Here is a 19,518-nt window from a genome sequence, read left to right as displayed (position 1 = left end):
TCGAATCCTGCCTGGATTATCGTTATGCGCCAATACTGCCTGTTCCGCCGGCTTTATAGTCCCCAAATCTGCTGACGGTAAGGCCTAACCAAAATGGTTAATTTGACAGTTGCAACCATTAGATGAAAATTTTCTAAATATTCTCCCGGCCCTGACCTCACGGCCATAATTTCCCGGGCTTGTGGCCTCAGACCGCCCCTGGCAAACCGCTCCAGCACGGCAAAATGTCGCCTGGACGGGGGCTGGCCGAGAAAACCGCCTGCGCAATGGCCCGCGCGAGGCAGTTCGCCGCCGCCTGCTCCACCATCATGCCCACGGCGTCCCAATCCGATTCCATTTCGCGTTTGCCGGTCGAGGCCGCAAACACCAGATCCCCGTCAAAACGCGTATGCGCTGGATAGAGAGCCCGTGCCATCCCGTCATGGGCAATCGCCGCCATCCGTTTCGCCCCGGCCTTGTCCAGCGCCAGATCGGTCGCCACCACCGCAATCGTGGTGTTCTCCAGTGGCTTCGCCGGACCGCGCTTGATGTAATCCGGCGAAAACGGCTCCAGCGATACATTACCGGTCCCCAGCCCGCCGAACTCGCCATCCAGTTCCAGCATCCCCGCGAGGAAATTCCGCCCCCCAGGCACCGTCGCCATGCCTATCGCATTCACGGCCACCACGGCGCCTACGGTCGCGCCATTGTCCAGAACCAATGACGCCGACCCAAGACCGCCCTTCAAAGTCGCGGTGTTCGCCCCCGTCCCGGCCCCTTCCGTGCCCAGCGCAAAATCAACACCCGCAGCACCCAGAGCGGTCCGCCCGAGCCTCCGGTACGGGTTTTCGCCCCAGTCCTTCGCCCCGCCATTGGCCAGATCAAACAGGATCGCAGCCGGCACAATCGGCACCCGCGCCGGTCCCGCCGGAAAACCCCGCCCCTGCGCACGCAACCCGTCCGAGACCCCGGAGGCCGCGTCCAGCCCAAAGGACGACCCGCCCGACAGAACCAGCGCATCGACCTGTGACACCAGCTTTCCCGGCTCCAGCAGATCCGTCTCCCGCGTGCCAGGCGCACCACCGCGCACATCCACGGCCGCCGTAAACGGCTCCTCCGCCGTCACGACCGTCACACCTGATTTCAGCCGGTCATCGGAGGCATTGCCAACGAGAAGACCCTCAACATCCGTGATCAGGTTCCGGGGCCCGGGCCGCATCAAACGCACCGACCACCGTCGATCTCCATCGCAACACCCGTGAGCATGTCCGCCTCATTCGAGCAGATCCACGCGGCCGCATTCCCCAGATCCTGCGGCGTCGAAAAACGGCCCAACGGGATTTTCGACAGGAACTTCTCCCGGTTCTCCGGCGTATCCCCGCCAAGGAACGACGCCAGCAACGGCGTCTCGCCCGCCACCGGGCAAAGCGCGTTTACCCGCACGTTATAGGGCGCAAGCTCAACCGCCATCGTCTTGGTCGCAATCACCATCCAGCCCTTGGAGGCATTGTACCAGGACAGGTTCGGCCGCGGACTGATCCCGGCCGTTGAGGCAATGTTCAGGATCGTGCCCGACCCGCGCGACTTCATGCCCGGCACGAACCGTCGTGACATCAGATAGACGGATTTCACGTTGACCCGCATCACCCGGTCAAACTCGTCCTCACTGATGTTTTCCAGCGGCGCGGGCATATGCGTCACGCCTGCGTTGTTCACGAGAATATCGAGGTTTCCAAGCTGTGCCGCCGCAGATACGGCGATATCGGCCACACCCTGCACGTCCGCCACATCGCCGCGCACATGGAAACAGCCCAGTTCCGAAGCCGCCTTCTCCACCGCCTCGCCATTGATATCCGCGATCAGAACCCGCGCGCCCTCATCCATGAACTTCGAGGCGATGCCATAGCCAAAACCGGACGCTCCGCCGGTGATCAGTGCAGTTTTACCTTCCAGCCGCATGTTACTCTCCGTGATGTGTTGCGACGGTTTTCAGGCGGGTGAAGCCATAAAGGGACTCAAACCCCTTCTCGCGCCCGTGACCTGACAACCCCACTCCCCCGAACGGCAGTTCCACTCCGCCTGCCGCTCCATAGTTGTTTGTGAAAACCTGACCGGCCCGCAACCGTTTGGCAAGCCGCATTGCGCGCGACCCGTCCCCGGTCCAGACCGCGGCGACCAGTCCATAACCGGTCGAATTTGCGATCCGCACCGCCTCGGCCTCATCCTCAAACGGGATGACGACCTGAACCGGACCAAAAATCTCCTCCCGTGCCAGCACGTGATCCGGCGGCACATCCGCAAACAGAACCGGCGGCACGTAACTGCCACCTTCCGGGGAATGATCCACGATCCGGCCACGCCCGGCGATCCGCAGACCATCCGCCTGGTCCAGAAACCCCTCCACGACGGTTTTCTGGCGCGCCGAGATAAGCGGCCCAAGATCGAGATCATCCAGCGCGGGACCGGCCCGAAACGCGTCATACCGTGCGCCCATCCGCGCCACGACCTCCTCGTAGACGCCCTGCTGCACCAGAATTCGCGACGCCGCCGAACAGGTCTGGCCGGCATTCTGGATGCCTGGCCCCACCAGAAACGGCAGTGCCCGGTCAAGGTCCGCGTCATCAAACACCAGTTCCGGCGACTTGCCACCCAGTTCAAGCGTCACGGGAACAACTGCAGCCGAGGCCGCCGTCTGCACCGCACTGCCTGTCGCAACCGATCCGGTGAATGAGAGGTGATCCACGTCCCCATGACCCGCCAGAGCCGCACCCGCGCCCTGTCCCAGCCCCGGAACCACATTCAGCGCCCCGGCGGGCAGCCCGGCCTCCTCGGCCAGTTCCGCGAAAGCCAGTGCGGTCAGGCACGCCTCCTCCGCCGGTTTGAGCACCGCGGCATTTCCCGCCGCCAGCGCCGCCCCGACCGAGCGCCCGATGATCTGCATGGGGTAATTCCACGGCACGATATGCCCGGTCACCCCATGCGGTTCGCGCAGGGTGTACACCGTGTACCCTGCCAAAAAGGGAATGGTTTCCCCCATCAGCTTGTCCGCCGCCCCGCCGAAAAATTCCATGTACCGCGCCAGCGCCACCGCATCCGCCCGGGCCTGGGTCAGCGGTTTACCCACATCCTGCGCCTCCAGGTCGGCCAGTTCATCCACGTGCTCCAGCACCAGTTGCCCAATGCGCGTCAGAACACGCCCGCGCTCAACAGCCGTGGTCGCACCCCAGACACCCTCCGCGGCCTCCCGCGCCGCCTGCACCGCGGCATCAATCTCAACCGGCCCGCCAAGGCTGATCGAGGAAAAGGCCTCCCCGGTGGAGGGATCGACCGCGTCCATGACCGCGCCATCCCGCGCCGGAACCCAGAGACCGCCGATAAAACACTGCCGCCTGTGAAACCTCTTCATGCCGACATCTCCAGTACCGGTGCCGCCGCCAGCAGCGTGCGGGTATATTCGTGTTGCGGATTGGCGAAGACCTCTTCCGTCCGTCCCGTCTCCACGATCTCACCGGCTTGCATGACCATCACCCGGTCGGTAATGGCCTGCACCACCGTCAGGTCATGCGTGATGAACAAGTAGGACAGCCCGTAGCGTCCGGACAAATCCGCCAGCAGGTCAAGGATCTGCGCGCGTATCGACACATCAAGCGCCGAAACGGCCTCATCGAGAATAATCAGCTGCGGCTTGATAATCAGCGCACGGGCAATGGCGATGCGCTGCCTCTGCCCGCCGGAAAACTCATGGATATACCGGTCGGCGTCATCGGGATGCAGCCCCACATCGGTCAGCGCCGTATCAATCGCCGCCTTCCGTTCCGCTCCTTTGGGTGGGTTGTCCAGGAGGTGAAACGGCTCCGTCACCAGTCGCCCGACCCGGTGCCTGGGATTAAAACTGCCATAGGGGTCCTGGAACACCACCTGCATCTTGGCGCGCAGATCCTTCGGCATCTTCTGGCCCGCCTCAACCGGATGCCCGTCCACATGGACACTCCCGCCCTGCAGCGGCTCAAGCCCCAGGATGGCCCGCGTCAGGGTCGATTTGCCACAGCCGGATTCGCCCACAAGCCCCAGACTCTCGCCATGCGAAATCGCGAAACTCACGTCACGCACCGCCCGAAACGTGCCATGTGCCCCGAACAGACCCTTTCGCGGCGTGACATAGTCCCGCACCATGTTGCGCGCTTCCAACAGTGGCGTGCCTACATGCCCGGCGGTTCTGTCCGGCTGATGCGACGACGCCTCAAACAGCGCGCGGGTATACGGGTGGCGCAGCTCGCGCATGACCTTGTCGGAGGGCCCGGCCTCCACCACCTGGCCCTGTCGCATGATCGCCAGGTGATCGGCATTCCCTGACACCACGGCCAAATCATGCGTAATCAGGATCAGACCCATGCCATCCTCAAGCACCAGACGGCGCAGCAGACGCAAAATCCCCGCCTGCGTTGTCACATCCAGCGCGGTGGTCGGCTCATCGGCAATCAGCAGCCGGGGACGCAATGCAATGGCCATCGCGATCACCACCCGCTGCCGCTGCCCGCCGGAAAGCTCATGGGGATAGCGCGTTGGAGGAAACCGGTCGCGGGGCAGACCGACCCGCTCCAGCATATCACCCGCAATTCGCGCCGCCTCACCGCGTCCGGCCCCGCCATGAATACGTACCGTTTCGGCCACCTGATCGCCAATGGTGCGCAGCGGATTGAGCGCGGTCATCGGCTCCTGAAAGATCATGCCAATGTCGCGACCGCGAATGTCACACATCTGCCGCTCGCTCAGCCCGGTCAGGTCGTTGCCGTCAAGTTCAATCGACCCGCTCATCTCCGATCCATCCGGCAGCAGATCCATGATCGACAGCGCCGTCATCGACTTGCCCGAACCACTTTCACCAATGATCCCCAGCACATGCCCCGGCGCAAGATCGAGCGAAACCCTGTTCAAAACCCGTTTCCCGTGGATCGACAGATCGAGGTCGCGAATACGCAGCAGGCTCATGCCCGCACCCGTCGAATGCGCGGATCAAGAATGTCCCGCAACCCGTCCCCCATCAGGTTCAGCCCGAGGACCGTCAGAACAATGGCCATTCCCGGAAACAGCGCCAGGTGCGGCGCAAAGGATATCATCGTCTGGCTTTCCGCCAGCATCCGCCCCCAGGAGGGCGTCGGCGGCTGCACACCGAGGCCCACATAAGACAGCCCCGCCTCCGCCAAAATTCCCAGCGAAAACTGGATAGTCCCCTGCACGATGAGAAGGCTCATCAGGTTGGGCAGGATATGCTCGAGCGAAATCCGCACCGCACCCTTGCCCGACACCCGGGCCGAGAGAATGAAATCCCGCGTCCAAAGGCCCAGCGCCGCCCCGCGGACCAGCCGCGCAAACACCGGTATGTTGAAAATCCCGATGGCAATGATTGCATTGACCGCTGACGGCCCAAACACCGCCGTAATCATGATCGCGATCAGGAGCGCGGGAAACGCGAAAATCAGGTCATTGCCCCGCATGATCACCTCATCGAGCAGCGATCCCTTGCGCGCCGCCGCCGTCAGCCCAAGCGGAATGCCAATGCCCATCCCAATGCCAACCGCCACAATCGCCACCGCAATTGATACCCTCGCGCCAACGAGGATCATCGAGAAGATGTCGCGACCGAAATGGTCCGTTCCGAACCAGTACCCGTCCCCCGGCGTCAGCAGCTTCGCGGCGATGTTGATCGCCTCAACGTCGTGGGGCGTCCAGAAAAACGACACGATGGCGCCCAGCACGAACACCCCGGCAATCACCGCCCCGGTCAGCAGCGTCCGCATCAGCCCCGCCTCCGCAGGCGCGGATCCACGGCCGCATAAGCCAGATCCACGCAGAACGTGACCACAATCACCGCCACGACCAGCAGCATCACGACACTCTCAACCACAATCAGGTCCCGCTGGCTGATCGCCTGAAACACCAGCCGTCCGAGCCCTGGCAGGAAAAACACGTTCTCAATGATGATCGCACCCGCCAGCAAAAACGAAAACTGCAGCCCGATGATGGTCAGCACAGGAATAAGCGCATTGCGCAGCGCATGACGCCACAGAGCCTGCCGCCGGCTCAGTCCCTTGGCCCGCGCCGTCCGGATGAAATCTTCGCCCATCGTGTCGAGCAGCGCCGAACGCATCACCCGCGCCAGGATCGACGCCTGCGGCAGGGCCAGCGCAATGGCCGGCAGCGTCAGCGCCTTCATGCCCTCGAAAAATCCGGCATCCCAGCCCGGAAACCCACCGGCTGAAAACCAGCGCAGACCGATTGCGAAGACCAGCACCAGCAGCATCGCAAACCAGAAATTCGGCACCGCAATGCCAAGCTGCGTCGCCGCCATCACACCTATGTCCTGCGCTTTGCCCCGGTGCGTCGCGGCCCAGATACCCACGGGAAACGCGATCAGCGTCGACAGCGCCAGCGCATAGAGCGCAAGCGGCAGCGACACCTTGATCCGCTCCCCAATCATCTCCGCCACCGGCGTGCGATAGGTGTAGGATATCCCGAAATCTCCGGTCAGAAGCCCCGTCGCCCAGGTGAAATACCGCTCCACCGGCCCGGCATCTAACCCCAGTTCCGTGCGCAGCGCCGCCACCGTCTCCGGGCTCGCGTTCATCCCCAGCATGTAGGCCGCCGGATCACCCGGCACGACCTCCAGCGCGAAGAAAATCACGACACTGGCCACAACGAGGCTCAGCCCCAGGGAGGTGAGGCGGGCCAGTGCGAAATGCAGCATGAATTCAGCCTGTTCCTGTCTTCAGTGGTTGTACGTCGAACTGAACGAAGGCGTATCGCGCCTATTCCTCCCAGTAAACCGCAGTCACATCATTTGCCTGTGTGGGCGAGTTTTCCCACAGGCCCCGGATTTTGGCATCGGCCACACCGGTTTTCGCGAGCTGGAACAGATACCCGTTCACATAGTTCTCCGCGATGCGGGTCTGCGCCGCCTCAAGCAGGGACGCCCGGTCCTCCGCATCCGCCGTGGCGTCCAACTCGTGCATCAGGGCCGCCATCACCGGATCGCGGTAGTCGAAATAATAGTCGTCACGGGCGTAGATCCCGATATCCATCGGCTCCGTATGGCTGACAATGCTCAGGCCATAGTCCTTGGCCTTGAACACCTGCTCCAGCCACTGCGCCCATTCCACATTGATGATCTCCGCATCAATGCCGACCTCGCGCAGTTGCGACGCTATAATCTCACCGCCACGCCGGGCATAGGACGGCGGCGGCAGGGTCAGGGTCGTCTCAAACCCGTCGGGATACCCGGCTTCCTCCAGCAGCGACCGCGCAAGCTCAGGGTCATATTCCGACATCCCCGTCAGATCGACATAGGCCGGGTGATGCGGCGCAAAATGTGAGCCAATCGGCGTCCCGTAGCCAAACATGGCCCCATCGATGATCGCCTGCCGGTCGATGGCATGGGCAATCGCCTCCCGCACCAGAATATTGTCAAACGGCTCGCGACCGTTATTGGTCGACAGAATTGTTTCACCCTCGGTCGAGCCCACTATCACATTGAAACGCGGGTCAGCCTCAAACTGCGCCAGGTTTTCCGGCGCGGGAAAAACCGGAAACGCATCCACGTCACCCGCCATTAGAGCCGCAAAGGCTGCGGTGGGATCGGAAATGAACTTGAACGTCACCTCTTCAAGCTTCGCCGGCTCACCCCAGTAGTCCGGGTTGCGGACCAGTTCCACGCTGTCGCCCTGCACCCAGTTCGAGAACCGGAATGGTCCCGTACCCACGGGCTCGGTGGTGTTGGTCTCCGCACTGCCCGGTGACACGATCACCGCATCCCCCCAGGCCAGGTTGGAGAGAAGCGCGCCCTTGGGAACGTCCAGACCAATCTCGACGGTCACATCATCAATCACATTGACGGAATTTATACCGTCGAAAAGCTGTTTCTGCGCATTGGTGGAATCCTCGGCAATCGCCCGTTCCAGCGAAAACGCCACATCCTCCGCCGTGAAAGGTGCTCCGTCGTGGAACGTCACGCCCTGGCGGAGATTGAACACCCAGGACAGCCCGTCCGGCGCAATTTCCCAGCTTTCGGCAAGCCCAGGCAAAACCGAGCCATCCGAGGCAAAGCGGGTCAGCCCCTCGAACACATTGGCGTAGGTCACCTCGTCAATCGCCGCCGCGGCAGCCGAGGTCGGGTCGAGATGCGGAGGCTCAAGCTGCATCCCCAGAACCAGATCCGTCTGCTGCGCATGGGCCGCTCCCGCAAACAGCAGCAGTCCACCAGCAAGCACCAGTTGGGTTGATTTCATTGCGACCTCTCCTGTGTCCCCGGCGGTTATCCCGCCTCCCCGTCCGCCGTTACTCCAAGCAGTCCCGCGAGGGCGGTAGCCATCACGGTTGCCGAGTCCAGCATGTCATTTACACCCACATATTCATCCGGTTGATGCGCAAGGTCCAGTATTCCCGGACCGTAGGCCACACAATTCTTCAGCCGCCCGATCCGGTCGATATGTTTCTGGTCGTAGGTTCCGGGCGAGACGACAAATTCCGGGTCTTTGCCAAACTTCGCGGCCATCGCCCCGGACAGGGCCTGCACCACCGGCGCGTCCCTGTCCGTCATGGAGGGCAGAACGTCATGCATATCGCTCAGGCGGTATTTGAAATCCGGGCCCCGTTCCCGGGCCCGGTCGACAACCTGACGGAACTCGTCACGCACATCCTCAAGGCTTTCCTCTGCCAGGAAACGCCGATCGATGATCATCCGGCAACTGTCCGGCACCACCGCCGAGGGCCAGCCGTCGAAATCCGCGGGCCGTTCATCCTGTCCGCCGTGGATGGAGTTGATGTTAAGTGTCGAAGACCGCGCCCCGTCCGGCACCACGGGCATCGCGGTCTTGCGCGCGGCCAGCGCGGGATAGAGCACATCCTCCATCTCCCGCATCACCGCCCCCATATGCCGCACGGCGCAGTCGCCCAGGAATGGCATCGAGCCATGCGCGATCCGCCCATAGGTCTCCAGTTCCGCCCACCACACGCCCCGATGGCCCAAGCAGATCCGGTCCTTGTTCAGGGGTTCGGGTATAATGACGTGCTGCACCCGCTCGGGGTTGAAGTAGCCCTGTTCCGCCAGATAGGCGACACCGCCATAGCCCCCGGTTTCCTCATCCGCCGTGGCTGAAATCTCAATCGCCCCCGCAAAATCAGGACATTTGGCTAGAAACGCTTCAACCGCCACAATCGCGGCCGCAATGCCCCCCTTCATGTCGCAGGCTCCGCGCCCATAAATCAGCCCGTCTTTCAACTCACCGCCGAACGGATCGGTTGTCCAACCCTGTCCGACCTCGACCACATCCGTGTGCCCGTTGAAGTGAACGCAACTGCCAGGCCGTGCCCCCTCCCTGCGCGCCACGAGGTTCCAGCGCGGATAGCGGTCGCTGTCGCCGGGCGTGTCATGGGCGCGGATCAGACGCACCTCAAACCCCTGCCGCTTCAGGCGGTCCGCGAGAAACTCACATACGTCGCGGTAACATTCTCCCGGCGGGTTGAGCGTGGGAATTCGGATCAGATCCTGGGTCAGCGCAATCAGATCGTCCCGGCGCGCCAGAACCTCCTGATCGAGTTTCTCTGAAATATCCTGCATGGAAGCCCCGCCTGTCTTTTCCATCACCATTGAGAACATGACCGCGTTTGTCCAGTTACCCCCGTTCAGCTAATTGTAACCACGCCCAGCCAGTATTTCTGTTACTGGGCTGTAACGGATGCCCGCAGATGGGCGAAGAGCAACATGCAGCAGAAAAGGCCAAAGGCATGTTCGACGCCGAAATCAGGACACATATTGACCCGCCCCTGAACCGCATGGGCCGGCGGATGGCGGCAATGGGCATGACCGCGAATACGGTCACCCTGACGGGCCTCGTCCTGGGTCTGTGCGCCGCAGCCATGATTGCGCTCGGCGGTCCCGAGGCCGCGCTGATCCCGCTGTTGCTGTCGCGCTTGGCTGACGGTCTCGACGGTGCCATTGCACGGGCGACGGAGACCACGGATTTCGGCGGATATCTGGACATCACCGCCGACTTCTTCTTCTACGGGGCCATACCGCTGGGCTTCGTGCTGCTTGATCCCGCCGCCAACGGGGTGGCGGGGGCGGTGCTGTTGCTGTCCTTTTACGTGAACGGCTCATCATTTCTGGGCTTTGCCATTATCGCCGAAAAACGCGGGCTTTCGACCAGTGCGCAGGGTATCAAAAACCTTTACTATTCCGGTGGACTGCTCGAGGGGTTCGAGACCATCGCCTTCTTCGTCCTGCTCTGCCTCTTCTCCTCCGCCTTCGCCCCAATGGCCCATGTCTTCGCGGGTCTGTGTTTCTTCACCGCCTTCCTCAGAGTGCGTCATGCCTTCAAATTACTGTCAAATTTGGACTAAATTGAGGGGAAACGGCCAAAAGTGCGACATTGTTGCACTGCATCATCGGATTAACGTTCGCTTAACCATGATACCTGCACGAGTGCTTTGACCGATTGGCCGGTGCCTGCTAACACCCACGCAGTTCCGAATCAGTGGTAAAGGTTCCCGTAAATGACTGCCCCAAATCTCGTTCCAATTCCCGAACTGTTTGTTTCTTACGACAGCGCGGAAAAGCTGAAGGTTGAGGCTGCGCAGCTTCCGTCCTGGGATCTTACGGCGCGGCAGGTTTGTGACCTGGAGCTGCTGATGAATGGCGGGTTCAATCCGCTCAAGGGATTCCTCGGCAAGGACGACTATGAGAGCGTTGTCGAGAACATGCGCCTGGCCGACGGTACGCTGTGGCCGATGCCGATCACGCTGGACGTGAGCGAGGAGTTTGCCTCCAAAATTGAGCCGGGTCAGGACATCGCGCTGCGCGACCCCGAAGGTGTGATCCTGGCGATGATGTCGGTTACCGACAGCTGGGAGCCGAACAAGGCCAATGAGGCCGAAAAGGTCTTTGGTGCGGATGACGTGGCCCACCCGGCCGTGAACTATCTGCACAACACCGCCGGCAAGATCTATCTTGGCGGTCCGGTCACCGGCATCCAGCAGCCGGTCCATTACGATTTCCGCGCACGCCGCAACACGCCGAACGAGCTGCGCGCGTTCTTCCGCAAGCTGGGATGGCGGAAAATCGTTGCATTCCAGACACGTAACCCGCTGCACCGTGCCCACCAGGAACTGACCTTCCGGGCCGCACGTGAGGCGCAGGCCAACCTTCTGATCCATCCGGTTGTCGGCCTGACCAAACCAGGCGACATTGACCACTTCACGCGCGTGCGCTGCTATGAGGCGGTTCTGGACCAGTATCCGGCAGCCACCACGGAGATGTCCCTGCTGAACCTGGCCATGCGTATGGCCGGCCCGCGTGAGGCCGTATGGCACGGAATTATCCGGCGAAATCATGGCTGTACGCACATGATCGTTGGCCGCGACCACGCCGGACCGGGCAAAAACTCCGCCGGTGAGGACTTCTATGGTCCCTACGACGCGCAGGAGCTGTTCAAGAAGTACCAGGACGAAATCGGCTGTGAAATGGTCGACTTCAAACACATGGTCTACGTCCAGGAGCGCGCCCAGTATGAGCCGGCGGATGAGGTTGAGGAAGGCATGACCGTCCTGAACATCTCCGGCACCGAGCTGCGCCGCCGTCTTCAGGAAGGCCTTGAAATTCCTGAATGGTTCAGCTTCCCGAATGTTGTTGCCGAGCTGCGCAAGACCAAGCCGCCCCGTGACAAACAGGGCTTCACCGTGTTCTTCACCGGCCTGTCCGGCTCCGGAAAATCCACCATCGCGAACGCGATGATGGTGAAACTGATGGAAATGGGCGGCCGTCCGACCACTCTTCTGGATGGTGACCTAGTTCGTAAGCACCTGTCCTCCGAGCTTGGATTCTCCAAGGAACACAGGGACATAAACATCAAGCGGATCGGTTATGTGGCCTCCGAGATCACCAAGAACGGTGGTATCGCGATCTGTGCGCCAATCGCGCCCTACACCGCGACCCGCCGGGCCGTGCGTGAAATGATCGAGGCTTACGGCTCCTTCGTTGAGGTGCATGTGGCGACCTCCGTGGAAGAGTGCGAAAAGCGCGACCGCAAGGGTCTCTACAAGCTGGCCCGCGAAGGCAAGATCAAGGAATTCACCGGTATCTCCGACCCCTACGAGGAGCCGCAGAACCCGGAAGTCCGCCTTGAGACCGAAGGCACGGACGTGGATTACTGCGCACAGCAGGTTCTGCTGAAGCTGGAAAGCATGGGTCTGATCGGCGCCTGATCCGGCCTAACCTGACGACAAAAAGCCGCCGGCCCCCCGCAGGGTCCGGCGGTTTTTTTGTGTCCGAAAGTGGCACGTTTTGACGTCCAGGTGGCGCAGACTGGTCAAAAAGTGGCACAGATTGTGAGTCAAATGGCACAGATTGCACGGGGTTTTGCCGAAAATGGCCGAAATTGTCACCGGTTTTGCCCTCTGGGGCCCCGGGAGCGAACGGTGGTAAAAAAATCCGCGCAACAGGCGGATCCTTTAGGGAACGGTCCCAAAGGTTAATTTCCATGGTCGCGAATATGGCGACCCGCGGCCACCGGGTCCGGCACCTGGGCGGGCGGATATTCGCTTAAACCAGGCAGCGCGCGGTTCGTTAACCTGTTGCAGTGCAGCATTGCACCGAAAATTCACTCTTCCGCTACCCGACAGTGGCGCCGGGTATGGATTCGGGTCAGCCGGTCAGGCGGTTGCAGACGCCGCGGGCCCAGCGGCGGGAGGCTTCGCCGAAGCAGTCGTGGAGCGAATCGACGGCGATGACGGAGCCCAGCGCGAGGCGGCCGAGCAGGCAGAGGCCGGGCTGGTCCTGGCCGTCCGCGTCGATCAGGCCGCCATCGGCGGCGGTGTTGGCCGAGAGCCCTTCGTCAATGGACGCGAGCACACCCCGGTCCATCAGATCCCGGATCAGGGGGGCGGTGACGCTTGCCGGATCGGGCGGTGGCAGGACGGCGTCGATCATCACGGAGGCCTCCGCCGTGCCTGCCCCGGACGTGAGGGTCCAGCCGTCATCGGTAAGGTCAATGTCCGGGTCGGCGGCGAAGTCGAGGTCGATCAGGCCCGCGTCGATCACGGCCAGCATTTCGCGGGCGGACGACACCGGGGGGCCATAGGAGTAGCGCTTCATTCCCTCGTCGAAGCCCACGATGATTTTGGCGGATTCCGGCGGGGTTGTGGCGGGGTTGTAGCCCGCGCGGACCTGGTCCTGCCATTTACGCCAGATCTGGCCCAGGGTGTAGCCGATGGTGAGTGGCGCGGTGCCCTCAGCCAGCGCGACGCCGTGGCGCAGGGTCTCAAACGTATCGCCGGTTTCCTGGCTGCCGGGGTCGCTCCATTCGGTGTCGAGCCAGGCGTATACGCCCGCCAAGTCCGCGCCCTGGGCCTTCAGGATGCGGTCTGCGACGGGAATGAGGGCGGTGGTGATGAGGTGGCGGGCGGTGTCCGGGTCGCTTTGGGAAGCGGTGGCCATTGCTGTCTCGAAGGCGGTGGTCTCCGTGTCGAGCGGGTCGAACCAGGCGTCGATTTCCTCCGTCGCGGGTTTGGGGAATGGCGGTTTGCCGTCGAGGGAGAACGGGACAATACGGGCGGGTTCCTGGCCCGAGGGGGTGTAGCGTCCCTGCTCAAAACGCCCGCCCTGTGCGGCGGTCAGAGCGCGCAGAACGTCGAAGAATGACAGGGCGAGGCCACGGACGGCGACGGTGCGGCCGGTCCAGTTGGCGGCCTCCCCGATCAGGGTTTTGGCGGGATAGGCCCCCGCCAAGCGGGCGGTGGTGCGGGCGGCGTGATCGCGCCATTCGGCCAGCTGGTCATCGGGGGAAACCGGCGGCTGGCCGAGGGTCAGCAGGACCTCGTCATAGACGGCGGAGGCGCCCTGCGCGGTCTCGATGCGCCAGCGGCTGCCGTCGCGGGTGATGCGCTCGACCTCGCCCGCGACGGGGGTGATTTCGGGACTGTCCCGGCCAAGCAGGTCGGCGGAGCGGGCGCGGAGGTAGCGGCCGAGTTCGGCGCGGGGTGGGAAGGCGTCGGGGTCGCAGTCCGGTCCGGACCAGTCGGTGAAGCCTCCCAGTTTGGAGAAGCCAGGCGGGCGGATGTTGATGTCGCGGTTGGGGATGTTCAGCAGGCAGAGCGGGGACTCGTCCGGGTCGAAATTCGGCCCGGCCCCGCGGGCGGCGTTTGCGTCATACATGTCGACGGCAAGGGAGAGGTCGCGGTCGGCCATGCAGTCGGCCAGGGCCTCCAGCGCGCCAAGACCGCGGGGGCCGAAACCCACCACGGCGATACGTCGCGTTTTTACGTCCTTGTTCACTGCCCGCCCCCTCGTGATGCCCGTGCGGACCACCCGCCTGACATAGATGAAGAAACCCGCGGGCAATGAAAAGACCCCGCCGCATGTGAAGGATGCGGCGGGGCAAGTGGGGGAGGAAGTCGCAGTGAGGGTTATGGGTCTCCGTTAGAGGATAAAGTCGTGGGCGGAGTAGTCGTGGGCTTCGATGTGGCCGTCCTTGATGACCACCTTGAACTCGATGCCCTTGTCGCCGTCGGTGTTGCCGAGCAGGACGGTGTTTTTGCCGTCATTTTCCATCCAGACCTTGCCGTTGCCGGGGCCGTGGCTGAATTCCAGGTGCTGGAAGCCGGCGGTGTCGGTGTCAGCGTCGATGCTGGAGAGGTCGAACACGTCGCCATGGGCGTGGCCGGCTCCGTCGAAGCCATAGACCTTGTCTGCGTCGCCCGGGCGGCTGTCATCGGCATATTTGAAGACGAAGGTGTCCGCGCCCTTGCCGCCCCAGTATTTGTCGCGGCCCTCGCCACCATCCAGGGTGTCGTCGCCCTTCTGGCCCTTCAGTTTGTCGTTGGCGTCGCCACCATGCAGGTAGTCGTCATCCTTGCCGCCGTAGAGCTTGTCCTTGTCATCGCCGCCATAGAGACGGTCGTCGTCGTTGCCGCCATAGAGTTTGTCCTTACCGTGGCTGCCGTAGAGCGTGTCCTCGCCGTAGCCGCCGATGAGTTTGTCGTCGCCCGAACCGGTGTGGATCATGTTGTCGTCGTCATTGCCACGCACGGTGTCGTCGCCCATGCCGGTGTAGATGCGCTCGATGGAGTAGAGCGTGTCGGTGTCGGTGCTGTTGCCCGGGAAGGCCACCACGCCGGTTTCGAGATCGGCGTCCACGTCGCCGCTGTAGAAGGTGTAGCTGGTGGTGTCCGTGCCGGAGCCGCCATTGATGTAGTCGAAGCCGTAGCCGCCGTCGATCCAGTCGTCATCCGAGCCGCCATAGAGGCTGTCATCGCCGTCGCCGCCGTAGATGGTGTCGTTGCCCGCACCGGTGGAGATGACATTGTCGGCGGTGGAGCCGGTGACCATGTCGTGGTTGGAGCCGGTGTAGATGTTCTCAATCGAGGTGAGCTTGTCCGTGCCGGAGCCGCCGGTGGGGAAGCTGACCACGCCGGTGGCGAGGTTGGCGTTCACGCGGCCGGAATAGAAGGTGTAGGAGGTGGTGTCGGTGCCGGTGCCGCCGTTGATCTCGTCATAGCCGTAGCCGCCATCGAGCCAGTCATTGCCGGAACCGCCATAGATGGTGTCGTCGCCGTAGCCCGCATAGACGTAGTCGTTGCCCGCGCCGGTGGAGATGTAGTTGTCGTAGGCGCTGCCGGTGACGGTGTCGTTGCCGGAGCCCATGTAGAGGTTCTCGATGGAGACGAGTTTCTCGGTTTTGGTGCTGTTGCCGGGGAAACTCACGACGCCGGTGGAGAGGTTGGCGTTCACGTTGCCGGAGTAGAAGGTGTAGGTGACGCTGTCGATGCCGGAGCCGCCGTCGATGTGGTCGAAACCGTAGCCCCCGTCGAGCCAGTCGTTCCCGCCGTTGCCGTAGATGTAGTCGTCGCCATTGCCGGGCTTGGGCGTGAAAATGGATTTCAGAACGAAGGGGGAGACGTAGGTGGGGGTAATGGTGTCGTTGAAAATCGATCCGGTGAAAGTCGCCATGGGGTAGTCCTCTCGGTACTGGTTAGGTTTTCGGGCCGGCGTTTTCTGCCGACCGTTGAGGACATGGTTAACCTGGCGGGCGGATCTTCGAAGTGACAGGTGTCACAGGGGGGGTGTGGGGTGTGGGTTTTTGGCGGATGGGGGTGTGGGGGGGCGCGTTGGACCGCCCGAAGCCGACATCAGAAAGGTGTGGACATTGCTGCGGTGCGGCCTATCGAAGCCGCTGTTCACTACATTCGCGTTAGTCAAAAGTCTTATAGGTTTCTGGTGGTGCTGCCGCTTTGAGCATGCACCCTGCGACATATCTGTAGACTTTTTGAGCTACACTTTGACCAAATAGGTGTTCCGAGCATTTTGCACGTTCCGCCACACTGTCCGTGAACGGCGATTCTGTTAGCTCGATATATGACAGCCCTTCAGCTTCAAATAATCGAGCATAGGCTGGACCTTGGAATCCAAGACTATAGTCTTCGGCTCTGTGGTCATCTACTTTGGCGAGATAACTACTAGAAAGTGACTGCCAATCCAACAAAAGCACTGCGCCGCCAAACCTACCAACGGCGTCTATTATGATCGGATCGGAAAACAAATCCAACGATGGGTCTTGGAACATATCACGACTTAAGCTGAATGACACGTAGACGACCGCTCGGTTGTTAGCTTCAAAGAACTCAAAGGTATCCGTGCCTTCGGCCGTGTCCAAATCAATCGACGGCAAACTTCTATTGGCTGTAGTCACCTCAAATAAAAAGACCAAGGCTGTGACAACGCCAACAACTTCAACTAGGCGACCTGCTGCGTTTGAAAAGTATCCGACCATATCCGTTGGTTAGCGAAGTAAGGGCGCCTCTGGCAACGACCCATAGCGCACTTCTAGCTATTGACATCGATGCTGTGAGCGAAGCCCGCATTGCCGACATTCGCTGCGCCAACACTATAACGGGATCGGCCAACTTACAGTAAGCAAACTTGGCAACCGCTCGAACAATGCTGGCTACGTTCGTTTTGAGAGGGCTTCGAAGCATGCGTTTCCTACGCGCGAGGTGTCAAATCCGAAATCACTCGTGACTTCGATTTCGACGACCGCCATCTACAATTTTGGGATTGAATGCACCCACATGTCGGATAGAATATATCAACGGGACAACATGTTGTGTTTAAACGGATAAGAACCGATGGTCAATAAGCGACTCGAGAAATACGCATTGTTCTCAAAAGGATTTCGGGGCCTGCCAGACGGCTGGCATAATTTGAGAGCGTGCAATTTTCTTGTTGGAGAGAACAGTACCGGGAAGTCGAGTTTTCTACAATTGATCCAATTGATAGATTCAAGAGAGCATATGGTACTTTTTGATATTTGCGGCGTTGTTGACGGCATAGATACAGCTTTCGACGTTTGTTCTCGTTTAGCTAACTGTAAAGAGACAACGATTGGCTTTCTAATTAAAGAGCGTCCCGATGAAGATCGAAAATCTTACAGAGGGACTTTTGGCCGACTTGCAACATACAAAAAGGTCAATGAAGAAATGCAACTTCAGCGTCTGACGATGGTCTCAGGCGATAATATTCTGCGACTCAAACGGAGCAAGGACAGAATTTCGTATCGTTTTGATACGTTTTTGTACAACTCGGAAATTTCCCATGCGGGGAACGGTAAGCAAGTAGAATTGTTGCATTTCAAAACAGGAGACAAGTTTAGAAACCACTATGAGGTGATTTGGCCGGAAGTTTCTGAAATTGCAGCTTGGCATGAAGCCTTGAGCCATGCAGTGTTTAAGTCTGAAGACAAGAGAGAGAGACGGATACTCAACTCCTATTCACCGCTTCGCTGTCTTCACCACGGGCCAATTCGAGCGCAAACGCGACGATTGTATCACGGCAGCAATTCTGAATTCAGTTCGACTGGAGAACATACTCCTTTCTTGCTTCGAGATATGTTAATTGAGGGTTCTGAGCTTGCGCAGTCCATAGAAGACTTCGGCGCTGCAAGTGGACTATTCGACAGAATTTTGACGACTTCTGTACGGACTGCAATCAAAGACAAACCGTTTGCACTACAAGTTGAAAAGTCGGGCTCATTCTTTTATGTCGATGAATTGGGATATGGCGTTGGCCAAGTACTTCCGATCATTTCTGATATTGCCTTCGCATCTGGGACGCACGCATTTTTAATTCAGCAACCAGAATTGCATTTACATCCCCGCGCCCAAGCCGCTTTGGGTGATGTATTTCTTAAGTCAGCTGAATCTGGAGGCACGTTTGTCATTGAGACCCACAGCGACTTCATTATTGATCGTTATCGTTTGAAGCATAAGCAATCTGATAACGGTCCCAAATCCCAAATTATTTATTTTGAAAAATTAGGGGATGGTACGAACCAAGCTTACGAGATCGAGTTGAATTCTGATGGAACGATGGGCAATATTCCAGATTCTTACCGAAGCTTTTTCTTGAATGAATCCATGGACAAGTTTGAAAACCTCTAATGCGTGAATTTATTTTGGATCTAAATGTTGATTTAAAGCCACATCAGCAAAATTACCCATACTACTTTTTAAAGATATTAGGAAAAACGGAAAAGTAAAAATCGTTGTCGGTGGTACAGCTTATCGTGCTGAAGTTAAGTCGAAGAAATCTTTACTTGAACTGATCGGCCAGTTCATTAGTAGTGGAAAGGTCCGCACTGTTCCTGATGAGTCAGTAGACGAGGCTCAGAGCAGACTAGAGGCCAAAATTGAAGAGCGTTTTGAGAGTTGCCCAAGAGAATGTGACGATTCGCATATCTTTGCTCTCGCCTTAGTCAGTGGGTGTGTGAACGTCATTTCGAGGGATGCAAGAATGGCTTTATGTCGCAATCAAATTCGGAACGTCGTTGGCCATGATCTTTGTGCTGACATAAAAGTCATAAAAGATCAGGCGACTTATAATCGAGCAAGATAGTGCTTTTATCATCGTTGAGATTGCCGCATTGGGAGCAATTCCTATTAAAAATGATGATTTGACCGGCGCCCCCTCCATTTTTGGATGGACCGTGTGTCGGTCTGGACCAATAGACCCTTTTCAGAAATGCGCACAACGGTCGCGTAAATTTGTCAATTCCCAGCTCCGCGTGAAGCTGCATCGTGTCCATGGTTTACTGAATGTCCAATCCGTGATCACTCGAAGAGTGGCAGCATTGGGCATGCCGCAACGTCGCTTCGCGATTGCGTCGAACTTACGCTTTCCGCCCATTCCCAACGCCTGCCATTTGCCTCACAGTCACAGGATGTTCGGGGATTCGCTCGCGCCGCCTTGGTCGAAGTGATGCTCCCAAGGCCTCGCGCGGTGTCGGGGCGGCGGCGTTGGAGTGTGTCGAACGGGCTCGAGTGCCCCGCGACCGGGCGCCCGTTCCAGCCGTGAAGTAGAGCCGTGCCCGCGGCGGACCGGGGGGTGGCGCGCGGGGTGGTTGGGCGGCGCGGTTTTATGGTGCAGTGTGCCTCTTCGGGGTGATCCCAGGGCCAACGTTGACGGGCGCCGGCCCATGGGGCCGGGCCGGCGCGGGC

General features: G+C 60.1%; 14 protein-coding genes. 3 read left to right on the top strand and 11 right to left on the bottom strand.

The window, feature by feature from the left end:
* Positions 1-187 precede the first annotated feature (187 nt).
* The 8 genes from ACP15P_RS05580 to ACP15P_RS05545 form a co-directional block, all read right to left on the bottom strand.
* Entirely contained in the window at positions 188-1,198 is a 1,011-nt protein-coding gene (locus ACP15P_RS05580; RefSeq protein WP_424927519.1) for a P1 family peptidase, read from the bottom strand.
* A complete protein-coding gene (locus tag ACP15P_RS05575) occupies positions 1,198-1,938 on the bottom strand; it encodes a glucose 1-dehydrogenase (RefSeq protein ID WP_424927518.1) in 741 nt (246 codons plus the stop codon). Before ACP15P_RS05575 ends, ACP15P_RS05580 begins: the two co-directional genes overlap by 1 nt.
* A 1-nt stretch (position 1,939) precedes the next feature.
* Positions 1,940-3,385: an aldehyde dehydrogenase family protein gene (locus ACP15P_RS05570; RefSeq protein ID WP_424927517.1), complete on the bottom strand. Its 1,446-nt coding sequence runs from the start codon at positions 3,383-3,385 to the stop codon at positions 1,940-1,942.
* Positions 3,382-4,968, bottom strand: coding sequence for an ABC transporter ATP-binding protein (locus ACP15P_RS05565; protein ID WP_424927516.1), 1,587 nt, complete (start codon positions 4,966-4,968; stop codon positions 3,382-3,384). Before ACP15P_RS05565 ends, ACP15P_RS05570 begins: the two co-directional genes overlap by 4 nt.
* The gene (locus ACP15P_RS05560) at positions 4,965-5,777 is read right to left on the bottom strand and encodes an ABC transporter permease (RefSeq protein WP_424927515.1); all 813 of its coding nucleotides are present in this window, start codon (positions 5,775-5,777) and stop codon (positions 4,965-4,967) included. The genes ACP15P_RS05565 and ACP15P_RS05560 overlap by 4 nt, the downstream gene beginning before the upstream one ends.
* A complete protein-coding gene (locus tag ACP15P_RS05555) occupies positions 5,777-6,724 on the bottom strand; it encodes an ABC transporter permease (RefSeq protein ID WP_424927514.1) in 948 nt (315 codons plus the stop codon). Before ACP15P_RS05555 ends, ACP15P_RS05560 begins: the two co-directional genes overlap by 1 nt.
* A gap of 61 nt (positions 6,725-6,785) precedes the next feature.
* Complete coding sequence (locus ACP15P_RS05550) at positions 6,786-8,261, bottom strand: ABC transporter substrate-binding protein (protein ID WP_424927513.1); 1,476 nt, start codon at positions 8,259-8,261, stop codon at positions 6,786-6,788.
* 26 nt (positions 8,262-8,287) lie between these two features.
* Positions 8,288-9,592 (bottom strand): acetylornithine deacetylase/succinyl-diaminopimelate desuccinylase family protein, encoded by a 1,305-nt coding sequence (locus tag ACP15P_RS05545; protein ID WP_424927512.1) that lies wholly within the window; start codon positions 9,590-9,592, stop codon positions 8,288-8,290.
* A 167-nt stretch (positions 9,593-9,759) separates the two neighbouring features.
* Between ACP15P_RS05545 and ACP15P_RS05540 the strand changes: the two genes are divergently transcribed.
* Positions 9,760-10,374, top strand: coding sequence for a CDP-alcohol phosphatidyltransferase family protein (locus ACP15P_RS05540; protein ID WP_424927830.1), 615 nt, complete (start codon positions 9,760-9,762; stop codon positions 10,372-10,374).
* 153 nt (positions 10,375-10,527) lie between these two features.
* Complete coding sequence (locus tag ACP15P_RS05535; protein WP_424927511.1) at positions 10,528-12,234, top strand: bifunctional sulfate adenylyltransferase/adenylylsulfate kinase; 1,707 nt, start codon at positions 10,528-10,530, stop codon at positions 12,232-12,234.
* A 439-nt stretch (positions 12,235-12,673) separates the two neighbouring features.
* Here the strand turns inward: ACP15P_RS05535 and ACP15P_RS05530 are convergent, their stop codons facing one another.
* The 3 genes from ACP15P_RS05530 to ACP15P_RS05520 all read right to left on the bottom strand — a co-directional run bounded on the left by ACP15P_RS05530 (position 12,674) and on the right by ACP15P_RS05520 (position 16,796).
* Positions 12,674-14,302, bottom strand: a complete 1,629-nt coding sequence (locus tag ACP15P_RS05530; protein ID WP_424927510.1) for an FAD/NAD(P)-binding protein — start codon at positions 14,300-14,302, stop codon at positions 12,674-12,676.
* A 144-nt stretch (positions 14,303-14,446) separates the two neighbouring features.
* Positions 14,447-15,976 (bottom strand): calcium-binding protein, encoded by a 1,530-nt coding sequence (locus tag ACP15P_RS05525; protein WP_424927509.1) that lies wholly within the window; start codon positions 15,974-15,976, stop codon positions 14,447-14,449.
* Positions 15,977-16,217: 241 nt separating this feature from the next.
* Entirely contained in the window at positions 16,218-16,796 is a 579-nt protein-coding gene (locus ACP15P_RS05520; RefSeq protein WP_424927508.1) for a hypothetical protein, read from the bottom strand.
* Positions 16,797-17,151: 355 nt separating this feature from the next.
* Between ACP15P_RS05520 and ACP15P_RS05515 the strand changes: the two genes are divergently transcribed.
* A complete protein-coding gene (locus ACP15P_RS05515; RefSeq protein WP_424927507.1) occupies positions 17,152-18,462 on the top strand; it encodes an AAA family ATPase in 1,311 nt (436 codons plus the stop codon).
* Positions 18,463-19,518: the final 1,056 nt, after the last annotated feature.

Source organism: Amaricoccus tamworthensis (genome assembly GCF_049800875.1).
Classification (GTDB): domain Bacteria; phylum Pseudomonadota; class Alphaproteobacteria; order Rhodobacterales; family Rhodobacteraceae; genus Amaricoccus; species Amaricoccus tamworthensis.
This window is presented reverse-complemented; position numbering and strand designations above follow the sequence as displayed.